The following is a 16,185-nucleotide window of genomic DNA, read 5'->3' as shown; positions in this document are numbered from 1 at the left end:
TTCGCCCGGGATGTGGACGTCGAGCCCATGAGCCTCGGCGCCACGGTTTGCCCGTGCGTAGCGCAAGTGAGGAAACGCGATGAAGCTGCTGCTCGTGGAAGACAACGCTGAACTCGCACACTGGATTGTCAACTTGCTGCGCAATCAGAACTTCACGATTGATTGCGTCCCCGACGGTGAACGCGCGGATGTGGTGCTCACGGCTCAACGCTACGACGCGGTGCTGCTCGATATCCGACTGCCCCGCATGGACGGAAAGGAAGTGCTGGCGCGGTTACGCCGTCGCGGCGACAAGGTGCCCGTATTGATGCTGACGGCATATGGCTCGACAGACGACAAGCTCGATTGCTTCAGTGCGGGTGCTGACGACTATGTCGTCAAGCCATTCGATGCACGTGAACTGGTCGCGCGTATCGAGACGCTGATTCGCCGGCAATCGGGCGGCATGCCGGACGTCCTCGTTTGCGGCGACCTGCAGTACCTGGCCGGCACGCGCGTATTCCTCCTCGACAACACGCCACTGGTGTTACGACGCCGCGAGCACACCATTCTCGAGGCCCTGATGGCAAGACAGGGCAAGACGGTTTCGAAGGCGGCCTTGATGGAGAGCATGTCCGGTTTCGGCGACGAGCTGAGCGCGGACGCCATCGACCTCTATATCCACCGTTTGCGCAAGCACCTCAGCACGTCGAGCGCGCAGATCATGACATTGCGTGGTCTTGGCTACATCCTGCGCAGCAAGGATACGTTCTAGCAGAAACATGTCCAATCCCGTACATCAGTGATTTCACCTAGTTGTACAGGTGAACCGCGATGGCTTTACCAACCAGTCGTTCTCGGTAGGCGGCAATGACCGAGGCCGCAGCGCGGGTGTTCTCGCGGTTCGTGCAATGCTGAATTTCGGCGTTCATCGCTGCGGCGCGCCTGCCTATTGCGCCCCGGCGCCCCGGCGCCCCGGCGCCGCGCCCCCTCAAGCTGGCCCGCAAAGAGCGTCAGCGCACACTTTGCGAAGGCACAAATCCGGCGAATATGAGAAATTGCTATTTCCGACACGAGTCGGCGAGCGACCGGACCAGGTGCTCGCCCATCCGGCATGAAAACGCACCTTCGCATCGCTCTAGTCATGCTCACTGCACTGCGCGCGACCCTCTGGTCGGTGGTGGCGCACGCCCATCCGCTTGATAGCGAGTTCGACTGCAGATCGAATCCTCACACATTCATCATGTCGCTGGAGAACGGGCAATTCATCGATTCGAATCCGATGCGTGTCGAGAATAATTCGGTCAATGCGTTTCGGCCGGCTCACGGCAGCGATCTGACGGTGTTCGGCTTTCGAGTCTATGCCGTCATCGGTTTCGAGCGGGACGACACGATCTTCAAGAAAGGAAGCGGCGCTGCGATTGCAGCGCCCCTTTATGGTGCCGTGGTGTCGGGGCCGGTCGAGACAGTAGAAACACGCGTGCGCCAGGCCGGCAGCGACGCGATTGTGCACCAGGTCATTCCCATGTTACTCACGGCAGTCGTCTGCAACGAGCATCAGATCGGGCAATCGACGCATGAGACGCATGAGACGCGTTAGGCGCGCTGACGCCGCACGAGCGTGCTCGACGCAACGCAACCGCTGCGTGCGCATCCATCATGCCTGCGTCGTCATCAGGTTGGCCGCGCACTAGCAGCCAGCGTCCGTCGGCTTGCTTGCGCAGAATCGTCACAGCCGTCGCTGAATACTTGCCCGTGCTCGATGCGAATGTCGACGGCCGTGAGTGCCGCGCCCTGACAAGGGCCGTCGATGCACAGGCCGTCCTCGAAGCGAAACATCGCGCTGTGATGCGCGCACATCAGCAATTCGGCGTCATAGGCCCAGAACGTGTTCGGCTCGTAGTTCAGCGGAATCGAAAAGTGCGGGCACACGTTGCGGTAGGCCCACGCCAGATCGCCGCGGCGCAACACGATGACACCTGGCGCGCCGGATTGCTCAGCGGCAATCTCGAGCGCGCCGCCGTCAGGAATGTCGTCGAGCGAACACAGGAAATCCGCTCGAGGTTCGGGACTCGCCGCGTTCATGACCCGGTTCCTCAAGCGCGCCGTGAAGACAGCACAAAGTCGCGCTTCACTTCGAAGAACGGGCTCGGCAAGTCCCACTCCTTTGCCGCCGCCGCGCTGCTGTTCGGCACATAGTCGATCACGAGCGACGGCTTTGCGCCGAACACCGCATCGGATTCGACATACGGGTCGCCGGCGGAATACAGCGCAGTGGTCAGCGTTTCGTAGCCGGTCGCCTCGATCAGGAAGTGAACGTGCGCGGGCCGCATCGGATGACGGCCGGTCGCCATCAGCATTTTTCCGACCGGACCGTCGCTCGGAATCGGATAGCTGGTCGGTTTGATGGTTCTGAACGCGTATTCGCCGTTCGGCCGTGAGCGGAATTTACCGCGCAGATTGCTCTCGGGCTGATCGGGGTCCTGGCCTTCGTACATGCCGTTGTTCGCCGTTTCCCATACCTCGATCAGCGCGCCGGCCACCGGCGCGCCGCGCTCGTCGACGAGGCGGCCGTGGAACAGCGCCGGTTCGCCTTCGGTGCGCGCGATGTTGGCGCCGAATGCTTCATTCCTGGCGCCCTCGCGATAGAACGGGCCGAGCAGGCTGCTCTCGGTGGTGTCGCCCTCGCTCCCGTGGTTGATCGCATCGACCATGATCGACAGGCCGAGCGTGTCCGACAGCAGGATGAACTCCTGGCGGATGCCGCTGCACTTGTCGCCGGTGGCGGTGAGAAATTCGATGCCGCGGCGCCATTCGTCGCCGGTCAGTTCTACTTCGCGGGCAAACGCGTGCAGGTGTTCGACCAGCGCGGTCATGATCTGCTTCAGACGCGGATCGGTGCAACCGGCAAACGTCTTGAGCACGTTCTGCGTCAACGGATGGATGGTTTCGTCATTCATGATCGACCTCATGTGCTTCATGCGCGGTGGGGAGCCGGCTGCGCGTCGACGGAATCGGCCGAAGCGCCGTGATGCGAAATCTGCTGCGATGAACCGGCATCGACAAACACGACGCGCCGTTGCGCCGGGAACAATTGCAGGCCATAGCGGCGCGATACGAAGCCCCACAGGCCCTGCGGAAAAAACAGGGTCACGACGATCGCCAGCACGCCGAGTCCGATCAGATACCCGGTGCCGAAGTCGGACAGGAACCGGTTCAGCACGAAGAAAATCAGCGCGCCGACGATCGGTCCTTCCAGCGTACCGAGACCGCCGATCATCACGATAAAAATACCGAACGCGGTCCAGTTCACCGAAAACGCGGCATCGGGCGAAATGCGCAGGTTGCCGACGAAATACAGGCCGCCGGCTAGTGCCGTACCGCACGCGGACACCAGATACACGATCAGCCGCACGCGCTTCACGTCGACGCCCTGACTGCTGGCTGCCACTGCATTGTCGCGCATCGCGGTCAATGCGAGGCCGGCTTTCGAGCGCAGGAACAGATACAGCAACCCGAGCGCCGCCGCGACGATGGCCAGCGCGAGCCAAAGCGTCAGCGATTCGCGCAGCGCGCGCGGCACGCCCTGCAGCGCGGTCAGGCTCGTGCCGGAGCCGCCGCCGAGCACCGACACGTTCGCCACCGTCAGCCGGAACACCTCCGCGATCACCCATGTGCCGATCGCGAAGTAGCCGCCTTCCAGCCGGAACGCCACCAGCGATACGGGAATCGCCACGATCGTCGCAATCAGCGCCGCGACCGGTACGGCGACGAACGGCGAGATGCCGCAATAGTTCGCGAGGATTAGCATGCCGTAGCCGCCGATTCCGAAGAACGCCTGCTGCCCGATCGACACCATCCCGCCATAACCCGCCAGCAGGTTCCACATCAGCGCGAACACCAGATACGACGCGAGCTGCACGAAATCGCGCATCGCGTCGCGCCCGGCCCACCACGGCGCGCTCGCCACCGCCAGCGCGACGAGCACGAGCACGATCGCCGCCACCCGGCTCGCGCGGGTCGCGCGCCGCACTTCGAAACCCGCTGCGGGCATGTTCAATTGCATGGTCATGTCGAACCTCTATGCGGTTTTGGGCAGCAAGCCCTGCGGCCGCGCCACCAGCACGCCGAGAAACACCACGTGGCCGAGCCAGATGCCCCAGCCGGGATCGAAATAAAAGCCCACCTGCTGCGCGATGCCGAGCGCGATGCCGCCGATGCAGGTGCCCCAGAACGAGCCCATCCCGCCGATGATCACCGCTTCGAACGCGTACAGCAGCAACGCCGGGCCGTCGGTCGGCGAGACTGCGGTGCGCATCGAATAGAGCGCGGCGGCGAGCGCGATCAGCACGAAGGCGATGCCCATCGCCAGCGCATAGGTGCGGCGATACGAAACGCCCATCAGTTGCACGATCTCGCGGTCGTCCGAGGTGGCGCGAAACGCTCGGCCGAGCGGCGTGCGGCCGAACAGCCACTGCATCGCGAAGGCGAGCGCAACCGTCGCCGCCAGCGTGATGAGCGGCAGATAGCCGAGCGTGATGCCCCCCGCGAGCGCGATGCTCTTCGACTCGAAGCTGCCTGTTGCGACCGAACGCGGATCGGCGGAGAACACCTGCTGCAGCACGTTCTGGATCACGATCGACAAACCGAACGTGACGATCAGCGAAGGCAGCGGATCGCGGCTGCTGACCCGGTTGAGGATCGCGTACTGCACCGCATAACCCGCGCCGAACGCGATCACGAGCAGCAGCACGAGTGTCGCGGCAAGCGGCAGATGGGCGAAGCTCGTCAACGCGAACAGCACGAACACCAGCAGCACGATGAAATCGCCGTGCGCGGTGTTGGTCAACCGCATCACACCGAACACCAGCGACTGCCCCATCGCGAAGAGCCCGTACAGCGCGCCGAGCAGCACGCCTTGCACGACGATATTGAAGAAGGTAGTCATGCCACCGCTCCAAAGTACGCTTGCGTGATCGCCTCGTCCGACACCTCGGCCGATATGCCCGCCAGCGACACACGTCCTTCCTGGAAGCAATAGAAACGCGACGACACGCGGCGCGCCAGTTGCACGTCCTGCTCGACGACGATCGCGCTCATGCCACCCGCGACGATCGCGGGCAACGCCGCATAGATCTCGCGCACGATCACCGGCGCGAGGCCGAGCGAGAGTTCGTCGCACATCAGCAGATCGGGATTGCTCATCAGCGCGCGGCCAATCGCGACCATCTGCTGCTGGCCGCCCGACAACGCGGAGGCTGCGTGATGACGGCGCTCCTGCAACACGGGGAACAGCGCGTAGACGCTTTGCAGGTTCCAGCGCCCCGGCCGTTTGCAGAACGCGCCGAGCAGGAGGTTTTCTTCGACACTCAAGCTCGCGAACAGGCGCCGTCCTTCCGGCACCAGCGCAATGCCCTTGCCGACGATGCCCGCCGCAGCCGCGCCGCCGATCGGCTCGCCGCGATACAGGATCTGCCCGGCGGCACGCGGGCGCAGCAGACCCGCCACCGATTTCAGGAAGGTCGATTTGCCCGCGCCGTTCGAGCCGATCAGCGCGATCACCTCGCCCGGCGCGACCGTCACGTCGATGCCGAACAGCGCCTGGAAGTCGCCGTAAAACGCGCTCAGCGCGCGAGTCTCCAGTAATGCCGACATGGTCATGCCTCCAGTCCGAGATACACGCGCCGCACTTCGGGGTTGTCCATCACGGCGGCGGGCGCGCCTTCGGCCAACCGTTTGCCGAAGTTGATGACGAGCAGCCGGTCGGCCACCGCGAGCAGCGCATGCACGACGTGCTCGATCCACACGATCGTCACGCCGCGCTCCTTGACGCGGCGAATCTCGTCGACGAGTTCGTGCGTTTCGGGTTCAGTCAGGCCGCCGGCGATCTCGTCGAGCAGCAGCAGCTGCGGCTGGGTCGCGAGCGCGCGGGCCAGTTCGAGGCGCTTGCGGTCCAGCAGCCCGAGCGTGCCGGCCAACTGGTTGGCACGGGCTTTGAGGCCCGTGCGTTCGAGCACGTCGATGCAAACGCCGTAGGCGGCGTGCTCGGCCAGTTCACCGCCGAAGGTCGCGCCGACCAGCAGGTTCTCGAACACCGTCATGCCGCCGAACGGCCGCGGTACCTGATACGAGCGGCCGATTCCGGCGGCGCAACGCCGATGCGGCGGCAAGTGGTTCACATCCGCGCCGTCGAATTCGACGCTGCCCTGATCGGGCCGCACGTCGCCGCTGACGAGATTGAACAGCGTGGTCTTGCCGGCGCCGTTCGGGCCGAGGATGCCGTAGGTTTCGCCGCGTTTGACGGCGAAGCTGATGTCGTCGGTCACCTGTAGCGCGCCGTAGCGCTTCGATACGCCGGTCAGTCTGAGAACTGGGTTCATCGTCCCTCTCCGCTATCGAGTCACGCGATCAGCTTGAGCGGGCCGGACAGCGGCACGCTCGGCGCGAGCTGGTTGTTGACGATCGCGAGATCGAAGCGATGCTTCTGTCCCGATCCTTGTGCACTGCGCCATTGCCCGCCCACCAGCGGCGTCTTCGCGACATTCTTCACCGGCCCGCTGCCCCACGCGACATGCCCGACCAGCGTATCGAGCTGCGTCGACGCCACCGCGTCGCGAATCGCTTCGTTCGAATCGACGTCTTTCGCGCGCTTTAACGAATCGACGGCAATTTCGAACAACGCATGAGCGAAGCCGATCGGTTGAGTCCATTGCTTCGACGTGACGCGTTCGTAGTCGTCGGCGAGCTGCCGCGCGCTTTGCCCCGTCAACGACGACTTGAACGGATGCGACGGCGACCACCACACCTCAGTGGAAAGGCCCTCGCCGAGATCGCCCAGCGCTTCGATAGAGGTCGGAAACAGCAGCGCCTTGCCGATCGAAATGACCTTGGGTTTCAGACCTTGCTGGCGCGCCTGCACCAGAAAATTCTTCGCGTCCGGCGGGATCACGACGCCCGTGACGATCTGCGCATTCGCCTGCTTGAACGACGAAATCTGCGCGGAGAAGTCCTGCGTCATGCTCTGGAAGCGGCCCGGGTCCTTCAGCGTGAAACCCTTTTGTGCGAGCACCGGCGGAAAGCCGAGCTTTGCGTCGCCCCATGCGTTGCCGTCGCCATCGTTCGGGAACAGGCCGCCGACGCTGTGGTTGGTCTGCACCGATTGCCACATGCCGGTGTAGACGGCGATCACGTCCTCCAGTCCCCAGAAGAAATGATAGGTAAAGCGAAAACCCTTCTTCGGATCGCCCTTTCTGCCGAAGAACCACGGCTGCCACGGCACCACCGTCGACACGCACGGCATCTCGTTCAGCTCGCACGCGTCGCTGACCGGATTCGCGGTCTCGGGCGTGCCGGACACCAGCATGATGTCGACCTTGTCCTTCAGGATCAGATCGTTGGCGACCTCGCCGGCACGATTCGGATTCGACTGGCTGTCCTTGACGACGATCGACACCGGATACGTCTTGCCGCCGATCGCGATGCCGTTTTTCAGCACCGTCTGCATCTGCTGGATCGTGAAGCGGTCCGCTTCGCCGAACGGCGCGAGCGGTCCGGTTTGCGGCGACACGTAGCCGATTTTCAGCGTGCGTGGACCGGCGGCGAATACCAGCGGCGAGAATGCCGAGGCCGTGGCGGCGAACGCGCCGCCTGCCGCGAGTGTGACGAAGCGGCGGCGCCTCGCATCGAAGGAATATGCGTCCATGGTTGTCTCCTGAATTTTTTATATGAATGGGATCGAGCGGGATCGAGCGCGCTAAATCGGTCGCCGCCCGTCGAAAGCCGCTTCGAGTAACGCCCGCAGCGGCGCATGCTCGACCGGCCGCGGATTCCAGTAAGGGTTCGGGTTCTTCAACGCGAGACCGAGCGCGACGTCGAGATCGGTTGCGGTGAGACCGATGTCTTTCAGCGCAGTCGGTGCGCCGTGATCGCGAGCGAGGTCGAACACGGCTTGCGCGGCATCGCCGGCGTGCAAGGCGCAAGCGATACGCTGCATCGCGTCAGGCGCGGCCTCGCGGTTGTAGGCGAGCACATGCGGCAACACGATGGTGTGCGTCTCCGCGTGCGGCAGATTGAAGGTGCCGCCGAGCATATGACACAGCTTGTGATGCAAGGCCATGCCGACGCTGCCGAGCACCGCGCCGCACAACCATGCGCCGTACAGGCAGTCGCCACGCGCGGCGAGATCGCCCGGTTGCTCGATCACGCGGGGCAAACCCTGGCCGAGCGCGCGGATGCCCTCTTCCGCCATCAGACTGATGATCGGATTCGCGTCCTGCGCATAGAGCCCTTCCGCGGCGTGGGCGATCGCGTTGATACCGCTCGTGAGCGATAACCCCGGCGGCAGCGACGTCGTCAACGCGGGGTCGTAGATCACCGTCTTCGGCAACACACGCAGATCGCGACCGGTCTTCTTGACGCCGCCCTCGGTGAGACCGTAAATCGGCGTCATCTCGGAACCGGCGTAGGTGGTCGGAATCGCGATGATCGGCAGTGAGGTTTCGAGTGCGATCGCCTTGCCGAGACCCGTCGTCGAACCACCGCCTATCGCGATCGCGCAATCGGCGCCGACCTGTGCGGCAAACTCGCGTGCCGCGCGAGCCGTTTCGACCGGCACGTGCATCACGGCTTCTGCGTAGACCCCCGCCGCTCGCGCGCCGAGACTTGCGGCCAGCGCTTCGGCCTGTGCACGCTGTTGGGGTGTGGACAGCACGATCGCCCGCGTCGCGCCGAGCAAACCGATCTCGCGACCGAGCTGGTCGAGGCTGCCCGCGCCGAAGATCACGCGCGACGGCAAGCCGTTGTAGATGAACGGTTCCATGGCGGTTCAGCGCGGGTAGTAAGGCGGAATCTGCGCATCCACGTTGACCCACACCGACTTGGGCTGCGTGTATTCGCGCATCGCTTCGAAACCCATCTCGCGGCCATAGCCGCTCGCGCCGACGCCGCCGAACGGCGACGCGGGGCTCACGCGCTTGTAGCAGTTGATCCACACCATGCCGGCGCGAATCTCGCGAGCGAGCAGATGCGCGCGTTGCAAATCGCGTGTCCAGAGACCGGCGCCGAGACCGTATTCGGTGCCGTTCGCGATGGCGAGCGCTTCTTCGTCGGTGCGGAATCGGGTGACGGTCATGAACGGGCCGAACACTTCTTCCTGCGACACCCGATGCTCGGGCTTCGCGTCGACGATGGTCGGTTCGACATAGCAGCCGTTCGCGAGCGCAGTGTCGTCCGGCGCCTTGCCGCCCGCCAGCACGCGGCCGCCCTGCTCGCGCGCGACATCGACGAACGACAGCACGCGGTCGCGATGCTGGCGCGACGTGAGCGGGCCCATTTCCGTCGACGGATCGAGCGGATTGCCGATCTTGATCGTGCGGCTGAGCGCAACGAATTTCTCGAGCACTTCGTCGGCGATCGATTCATGCACGATCATCCGCGAGCCGGCGATACACGCCTGCCCCTGGTTGTGGAAGATCGCGAACGCCGAGCCTTGCACGACGGCGTCGATATTGGCGTCGCCGAATACGATGTTCGCGCCCTTGCCGCCGAGTTCGAGCTGCACCTTCTTCAGATTGCCGCTCGACGCCTGCACGATCTTGCGGCCCACCGCTGTGGAGCCGGTGAAAGCGACCTTGCTGATCTCCGGATGCTCGGCGATGTACTGGCCCGCCACCTGCCCCAAACCCGGCAGAATATTGACGACGCCGTCCGGGAAGCCCACTTCCGCCATCAGCTCGGCAATCGCGAGGCTCGACAGCGGCGTGAGTTCGGCGGGCTTCATGATCACGCAGTTGCCCGCCGCGAGCGCGGGCGCCATTTTCCAGCTCGTGAACATCAGCGGAAAATTCCACGGCACCACCTGCCCGACGATACCCACCGGCTCGCGCGTCAGGTAGTTCAGAAAACCCTGCTCGACCGGAATCACCGAACCTTCGAACTTGTCGGCCATACCGCCGAAATAGCGGAACGTGGCCGCGGTGCGCGGCACGTCGAGATTGCGCGTGTCGCGAATCGGGTGGCCGGTGTCGAGCGATTCGAGGCGTGCGAGCGCGTCGGCGTTCGCTTCGATCGCGTCGGCGAGCTTGAGCAGCAGGCGCCCCCGCTCCATCGCGGCAAGATTGCTCCACTTCGGAAACGCCGCTTTCGCCGCTGCGACAGCGCGGTCGACGTCGGCGGGTCCGGCCATCGCGACTTCGGCGATCACCGAGTTGTCGTGCGGATTGAGGGAGGCGAGCGTTTCGCCGTTGGCAGCCGGCACGAAGCGGCCGCCGATGAAGAGTTGCGTTTGCATATCAGTCCCGCGCAAGTAAAACCTGGACTTGACATCCCCCGCGGCGCCGGCAGTCCGGCGCCGTTCGATCAGCGATCGGGGGGAATGCCGGCGAGTTACATCTGGATCGGATACGGCGGCAGTTCGCCGCTTTCGTAGCGCTTCGGCAGATCGGGCGTGGCGTTCTCCCACACCAGCAGCATCGAACGCTTCTGCGAGTAGCCCTTATGGCGAATGTCGGCCGGCATCGCGGCGATATCGCCCGCGTTCATCGTGATGCGCGCACGCGGCTCGCCGCTGTCCTTATCCGCGACATCCCAGATGATCTGGTCGGACAGTTGCAGGAACCACTCGACGCGGTCGTTGCCATGAAACACCGGCAGCACGAATTCCTCGGTGGTCGGACAGAACAGGCTTTGCTGACACACGGAAGTGACCGACGGATTCCACGTCACGTCCGAGCGCGACAGATACTTGAAGAGGCTGAACGCATGCAGCGCGTTCTCGAAGCCGGGCTCCGCGTGAATCTCCGGTTCATCCTGGACCACATCGGCGAACTGGCGGTTGACCGGCAAGTCGTCGCGCAACGGCGAGTCGCCTTCGAGGCCCGGCATGCGCCTGGTCGCGATCCGCGTGCGCTCGATCGCCGCGATGTTGTCGCCGTGTTTCGTGCCGAACGCGGAGCCGGTTTCTTCGGGCGCGGCGAACGGATCGAAGCCTTCGTTGACCCAGTCCTTCAGAATCGCCTTGAAGGTCGCCATGATGAGCGGCGTGTCGAACTGCTGCATGTGGTCGACACCCGCTTCCTTGAGGTTCGCGTTATACGCGCCGGCGTACATGTCGACCTTGCCGTAGTGATTGCGCGTGCCGATCACTTCGTCGAAGTTGACCCAGCCGTAGAAGAAGCCCCAGGCCACATCGCGCATCATCGCGCGCAGGAAGTCGTCGGCGTGCATCTGGTGCGAGCGGATCTGGCCTTTGGCGGGCCATCTGACGGTGGCGAAATAGGCGTCGCGGCTGAATTCGAAATCGCCGAGGCGGAACACGCGATAGCCGGTGACCGGATCGGCCTCGCTCGCGGTAACGTTTTGCAGGGTGCTGGCTTTGTCCATGACGGGCTCCAGAAGAGGATCGATCGTGTAGCGGGAATCAGTGGATGCAGATGTCGGCCCACTTCTCGACCGAATAGCGTCCGAGGATCGTCTGCACGAGCAGCACGCCTTTCGTCACCGCTTCGAAGCGGTAGGCGGCGCCCGCGGGCAGCAGCGCCTGGTGGCCGCGGCGTAGCCGCACGTAGCCCATCGCCTGGCCCGGCGGCTGGCCTTCGAGCCGCACGCTGCCTTCGGTCCGCGTGTCGACCAGCGGACCGTCCGACGGCTTGATGAAGTAGACGTCGATCTCGCCGTCGAGCACGACCGCGAACTCGTCATGCGACGCGGCGAACCACGGCGACGAACCTTCCGCGCGCAGCGTCTCGATCACGTACTTGAGATTCTTGCCGACGACGACTTTCTCATAGGGCTCAGCGCGGCTCGCCACGTCGAACACATTCGACATGGCGTAGTGCTCCGGTTTGCCCTTGATGATTTCGATGGAGCCCTTCCGAAAATTGTCCAGGCTGCCGAACCAGGTCTGTTGCATGTCTGCCTCCAGTTGATCTACGAATGCGTTGCTTGCATCGAAGATTAAGTGGCGGCAGGCGCAACAGCAATGTTCCGAGGGTCGGGAAACGCGAACCCTAGGTGCATCAGAATCCCGCCAGGGAAACTACCTGGTGGCGAACCCGGACGGGCGTCCGGCTGAACTCAGTCTTCGGCCAGTTCCTCGCCGACGCTTTTGGTCTCGTCGTCCGGCGGCGCAATGCCGAGCGCCTTGTCCCACTGCGGCTCGCGCAGATAGCGCGCGCGCAGGAAGTCGACGAAAGCCTTGACCTTGGTGGTCGAGCGGTGCGAGGCGGGATACACCGCCGACAGCCACAGCGGCGGCGCCGCGTACTCCGGCAGCACCCGTTCGAGACGATGCTCCAACAGATCGGCGGCGGCGACCATGGTCGGCAAATAAACGACGCCTGCGCCGGCTCGCGCGAACTCCAGCAGCAGATGCACGCTATTGGTTTTCAGCACCGGATTCAGCGCGATTTCGAAGCACTCGTTGCCGCGCATCAGCGGCCACTTGTCGCCCCACGGGTAGTACGAATAGCGGGCGAAGTCGTGCCGCAGCAAATCCAGCGGTGTTTCGATCAGCGGCTCTTCCTTCAGGTAGCCAGGCGCTGCGCATAGCACGCCGCGTACTGGAAACAGACGCCGCTCGACCAGCAGGTTCGACGCCGGCGGATAGATTTGCAACGCCAGATCGAAGCCTTCCTGAACCGGATCGATGACCCGGTCGCTGACGGTCACGACGAATTCCACGCGTGGGTACGCGGCGCGGAATTCGATCAGCGTCTGCGAAAAATGCCCGAGTGCGAAGCCCGGCAGCACGTGCACATTGAGCGTGCCGGCCAGCGCTTGCGGATCGCCGCGCGAACGTCCGGACAGTTCGTGAACCTTGTTGACCAGTTCGGCGCACTCGCGGTAATAAGTCTCGCCGAGTTCCGACAGGCGCACGGCCCGCGTCGAACGATGAAACAGCGGCACGCCGAAATGGTCTTCGAGCTGTTTGACGCGCGAGGTCACCATCGATTTGGCGACGCCCAACTGGCGCGCGGCGCCGGCAAAGCTCTGCGCTTCCGCGGCCCGCACGAACGCTTCCATCGACATGAAGAGGTCCATGCTGTCTCCTGTGGCCGCTGTGCCCGCGGCCCTGTTATGCGGCTGAAGTGTAATCCTGTTTGCGGGGCGCTGTTGCGCCGGGTCGCCGTGTCCGCTCGAACTGACGCCGCGAAGCCGGCAAAACTGAGACCACCCCATCGACTGCGTACACGCCACTCACGCATAGCGTGCGAGAAACATATCGGCGGCGGATTCCGCGACTTGCTTTTGTTCAGCTTTGCTGAGGGGGCGCTGCCCCATCGTCACCTGCGGCCAGAAAGCGAACGCTTTCACGAGGCCCTGCAACTGCTGCGAGGCGAACGTCGGGTCCGATGTCTTGAGGCGGCCAGCAGCAGCGGCTGCACGTATCCACACGGTCAAGTCTTCTTCGCGCTCGCCCATGCGGGCCACCATGTCGCGCGCGCGCTCCGGTGAATGAATGCCTGCCGCGATCGCAACGCGCGCGAGCGACAGGAATGCCTCGTCGTTTAAAAGGCTCAGCTTTTTCAACAGCAACTGGAGCAACTGCGCGCGCAACGGCTGAGAGTCGGAATAAGCGGGCGCCTTGCCGGTGTCGCTCGAGTCCCACAATTGCCGGAGGATCGCCGCGAATAGCGCTTCCTTGCTCGGAAAATGGTTATAGACGGTGCGCTTCGAAACGCCCGCGCGGGCGGCGATGCGGTCCATGCTGGTCGCGTCGAAGCCGGCGGCGAGAAATTCCTCTATGGCCGCTCCGATCACGGCGGCGCGCTTGCGGTCGGTCAGGCGTAGCGGGCTGGCACTGGTATTCATCGTTAAATTTTACACCAGGCAGTTTACTTTTTTCGATAATAAACTACACTGAGCAGTCTACTTTCCGTTTCGGGACGCCTTATATGACATCGTTCACCGCTTCTATCCGCCGCGCTTTGGGCTTGACAACAGCGCGACGCGGGCGTGAATTGTTCGACTCGTCAGTTCAGCATGACGGCGAGCGCTTTCGTAACGTCAAGCCGCGTCCCGCCGAAGGAATCGGCAAGACCTTGAGCATCGCGTGGAATCTGTTGTTCAGGAAGCCGGAGGGCACTGCGCCGGCAAGCACCCTGCCGGTCGACGCGCTGACGCGCGAACAGCTTGACGCGGCGCCTGACCGCAGTCTGTATCGCCTCGGGCATTCGACCATGCTGCTCAAACTGCGCGGGCAGTTCTGGCTGACCGACCCGGTCTTCGCCGAACGTGCATCGCCGTTCCGGCGCTTCGGTCCAAAGCGTTTTCATGCACCACCCATTGCGCTCGCCGACTTGCCGCCGCTGCGCGGCGTGATTCTGTCGCACGACCACTACGACCACCTGGACCGCGAGACGGTGCTCGCGCTCACCCGTACGACGAGCGTATTTCTGACGCCGCTGGGCGTTGGCGACCGGCTGATCGAGTGGGGTATCGATGCGTCGAAGGTCCGCCAGTTCGACTGGTGGCAAGGTGTCGAGATCGACGGTCTGGCGTTCACCGCGACACCTGCCCAGCATTTCTCCGGCCGCAGTCTCTTCGACGGCAACAGCACTTTGTGGGCCTCGTGGGTGATCGTCGACGGCGATCTGCGCGTGTTCTTCAGCGGCGACACGGGCTACTTCGACGGTTTCAGGACCATCGGCGAGCGGCTCGGTCCATTCGACGTGACGCTGCTCGAAACGGGCGCCTACGACGCCCAATGGCCCTACGTCCACATGCAGCCCGACGAAACCGTACAGGCGCACCTCGATCTGCGCGGCTGCTGGCTGGCGCCGGTTCACAACGGCACATTCGATCTGGCGATGCATCGCTGGCAGGAACCGTTCGAGCGCGTGATGGGGCTCGCCGCCGCACACGGCATTCCGCTCGCGACGCCGCGCATGGGAGAGCGGCTGGATCTGGCCGCGCCGCACCGCGGTGAGCGGTGGTGGCGCGAAGTCGCCGAGATCGTGCCCACAAGATCATTGTCGCGATTGACGCCATAGACAAAGCGGATACTGGGCAGGTCTTTGCTGCATGCAAAACGGACGCCACTCCGTCGCAATCACGTGTATGCAGACGCAAGCGAACCGCATTATTGCCGTTGCGGATGATCAAGAAAGAAGCGCAGCATTTCGGCACTTGCGTCCGGACCGGTGGGGTCCGTGTAACTGCCTCGCGCATTGCCGCCCGCCCACGCGTGCGGCGCGCCATGAATGGTCCACAACTCCGCATCGACACCGTCGCTGGAAACCAGCCGCGAGACGGTACAGGCACGTCGGCCCGCGTCGACCCGACGCCCTTCGCTGCCGGCGTCCGGCCGTGCGTCGAAGCCGTGCACGATCCGCGTGGCATTCGCTATGTGAACCGTGGCATCGGCGTCACCATGAAAGACGATCATGGGCCGTTGCGGTGAGTCTGTATCGCGCTTCGCGCACCGTGCCCCTCGGGGGCGTTTGCCGCCTTTCATCGCCGCGAGCGCGGAGGGTAAATCGTGCGCGCACCGCGCGGGGAGACCGGAATGCACGCCGGCTGCGGCATACAACTCGGGATACGCGGCGATCATGATCGCCGCCATTGCGCCCCCGGCGGACATGCCCGCGACGTACACGCGCGCAGGATCGACGTTGTGGGCCGCGATGATCTCGCGTGTGATGCCTGCGATCAATGACGGCTCGCCGCGCTCGCGATGCTGATCGTCGGGCTTGAACCAGTTCCAGCACTTCGACGGATTGGCCTGCCGTGGCTGTACCGGATACGCCACGAGACATCGATGCCGCTCGGCAAGCGCATTCATCTGCGTGCCTGCCGCGAAGTCGTCGGCATCCTGCGTGCAGCCGTGCAGCATCACAATCAGCGGGAGCGGCTCGCCGGCGTCCCCCGCCGGCACATACAGCCGATATCGACGGCGCCCGGCGGCATTCGAATACGCAAGCGTGCTGAAATGTCCGCGATCCTCCACGTCGATGCATACTTCCCGCGCCGTATGCGCGGCGGCTTCCTTCGCCTTTGCCTCGGCAAACGGGAAGATGACCGGTTCCGGCGCCTTCTCACGCGACACGGTATCGTGCGCCGCGCCAGCGGTCTCGCCTCGCAGCGCGCGTTGTATCACTGCTGTCGCTTCGGCAGGGCCGCGGGTACGCAGCAAAGTCATCGCTTCGCGCATTGAGTGCAGGAAGCCTTCGTTCAGGTTCATCGCATTTGTCCGGTTATCGGGTTGGG

17 protein-coding genes are annotated in these 16,185 nt (G+C 64.0%); 3 read left to right on the top strand and 14 right to left on the bottom strand.

Annotated elements, in window-relative coordinates:
• The first annotated feature begins 79 nt into the window (after positions 1-79).
• Complete coding sequence (locus AC3WLT_RS17810) at positions 80-754, top strand: response regulator (protein ID WP_492593015.1); 675 nt, start codon at positions 80-82, stop codon at positions 752-754.
• Between the two features lie 339 nt (positions 755-1,093).
• Positions 1,094-1,579, top strand: coding sequence for a hypothetical protein (locus AC3WLT_RS17805; protein WP_492593014.1), 486 nt, complete (start codon positions 1,094-1,096; stop codon positions 1,577-1,579).
• A gap of 74 nt (positions 1,580-1,653) precedes the next feature.
• Here the strand turns inward: AC3WLT_RS17805 and AC3WLT_RS17800 are convergent, their stop codons facing one another.
• The 13 genes from AC3WLT_RS17800 to AC3WLT_RS17740 all read right to left on the bottom strand — a co-directional run bounded on the left by AC3WLT_RS17800 (position 1,654) and on the right by AC3WLT_RS17740 (position 13,788).
• Complete coding sequence (locus tag AC3WLT_RS17800; protein ID WP_492593013.1) at positions 1,654-2,064, bottom strand: Rieske (2Fe-2S) protein; 411 nt, start codon at positions 2,062-2,064, stop codon at positions 1,654-1,656.
• An 11-nt stretch (positions 2,065-2,075) separates the two neighbouring features.
• Positions 2,076-2,939 (bottom strand): intradiol ring-cleavage dioxygenase, encoded by an 864-nt coding sequence (locus AC3WLT_RS17795; protein WP_492593012.1) that lies wholly within the window; start codon positions 2,937-2,939, stop codon positions 2,076-2,078.
• Between the two features lie 17 nt (positions 2,940-2,956).
• Positions 2,957-4,051: a branched-chain amino acid ABC transporter permease gene (locus AC3WLT_RS17790; RefSeq protein WP_492593011.1), complete on the bottom strand. Its 1,095-nt coding sequence runs from the start codon at positions 4,049-4,051 to the stop codon at positions 2,957-2,959.
• Positions 4,052-4,060: 9 nt separating this feature from the next.
• Positions 4,061-4,927, bottom strand: coding sequence for a branched-chain amino acid ABC transporter permease (locus tag AC3WLT_RS17785; protein WP_492593010.1), 867 nt, complete (start codon positions 4,925-4,927; stop codon positions 4,061-4,063).
• The gene (locus AC3WLT_RS17780) at positions 4,924-5,634 is read right to left on the bottom strand and encodes an ABC transporter ATP-binding protein (RefSeq protein ID WP_492593009.1); all 711 of its coding nucleotides are present in this window, start codon (positions 5,632-5,634) and stop codon (positions 4,924-4,926) included. Before AC3WLT_RS17780 ends, AC3WLT_RS17785 begins: the two co-directional genes overlap by 4 nt.
• A gap of 2 nt (positions 5,635-5,636) precedes the next feature.
• Positions 5,637-6,359 carry an ABC transporter ATP-binding protein gene (locus AC3WLT_RS17775; protein ID WP_492593008.1) on the bottom strand — a complete coding sequence of 241 codons (723 nt, stop codon included), beginning with the start codon at positions 6,357-6,359 and terminating at the stop codon, positions 5,637-5,639.
• Positions 6,360-6,379: 20 nt separating this feature from the next.
• On the bottom strand, positions 6,380-7,681 hold the full coding sequence (locus AC3WLT_RS17770; protein WP_492593007.1) for an ABC transporter substrate-binding protein: 1,302 nt from the start codon (positions 7,679-7,681) through the stop codon (positions 6,380-6,382).
• Between the two features lie 51 nt (positions 7,682-7,732).
• Positions 7,733-8,797 (bottom strand): maleylacetate reductase, encoded by a 1,065-nt coding sequence (locus tag AC3WLT_RS17765; RefSeq protein WP_492593006.1) that lies wholly within the window; start codon positions 8,795-8,797, stop codon positions 7,733-7,735.
• A 6-nt stretch (positions 8,798-8,803) separates the two neighbouring features.
• Positions 8,804-10,267: an aldehyde dehydrogenase family protein gene (locus AC3WLT_RS17760; protein ID WP_492593005.1), complete on the bottom strand. Its 1,464-nt coding sequence runs from the start codon at positions 10,265-10,267 to the stop codon at positions 8,804-8,806.
• A gap of 95 nt (positions 10,268-10,362) precedes the next feature.
• The gene (locus AC3WLT_RS17755; protein ID WP_492593004.1) at positions 10,363-11,358 is read right to left on the bottom strand and encodes a hydroxyquinol 1,2-dioxygenase; all 996 of its coding nucleotides are present in this window, start codon (positions 11,356-11,358) and stop codon (positions 10,363-10,365) included.
• Between the two features lie 37 nt (positions 11,359-11,395).
• Complete coding sequence (locus tag AC3WLT_RS17750) at positions 11,396-11,887, bottom strand: cupin domain-containing protein (protein WP_492593003.1); 492 nt, start codon at positions 11,885-11,887, stop codon at positions 11,396-11,398.
• Between the two features lie 164 nt (positions 11,888-12,051).
• Positions 12,052-13,017 (bottom strand): LysR family transcriptional regulator, encoded by a 966-nt coding sequence (locus tag AC3WLT_RS17745; protein ID WP_492593002.1) that lies wholly within the window; start codon positions 13,015-13,017, stop codon positions 12,052-12,054.
• A gap of 156 nt (positions 13,018-13,173) precedes the next feature.
• Complete coding sequence (locus AC3WLT_RS17740; protein ID WP_492593001.1) at positions 13,174-13,788, bottom strand: TetR/AcrR family transcriptional regulator; 615 nt, start codon at positions 13,786-13,788, stop codon at positions 13,174-13,176.
• Between the two features lie 83 nt (positions 13,789-13,871).
• Here AC3WLT_RS17740 and AC3WLT_RS17735 point away from each other — a divergent pair, with 83 nt between their 5' ends.
• Positions 13,872-14,969, top strand: a complete 1,098-nt coding sequence (locus tag AC3WLT_RS17735; RefSeq protein ID WP_492593000.1) for an MBL fold metallo-hydrolase — start codon at positions 13,872-13,874, stop codon at positions 14,967-14,969.
• Positions 14,970-15,058: 89 nt separating this feature from the next.
• On the opposite strand, the gene AC3WLT_RS17730 is transcribed toward AC3WLT_RS17735, so the two are convergent.
• Positions 15,059-16,159 (bottom strand): extracellular catalytic domain type 1 short-chain-length polyhydroxyalkanoate depolymerase, encoded by a 1,101-nt coding sequence (locus AC3WLT_RS17730; protein WP_492592999.1) that lies wholly within the window; start codon positions 16,157-16,159, stop codon positions 15,059-15,061.
• Between the last annotated feature and the right edge of the window lie 26 nt (positions 16,160-16,185).

The organism is Paraburkholderia sp. FW306-2-2C-D06C, assembly GCF_058781505.1.
This window is presented reverse-complemented; position numbering and strand designations above follow the sequence as displayed.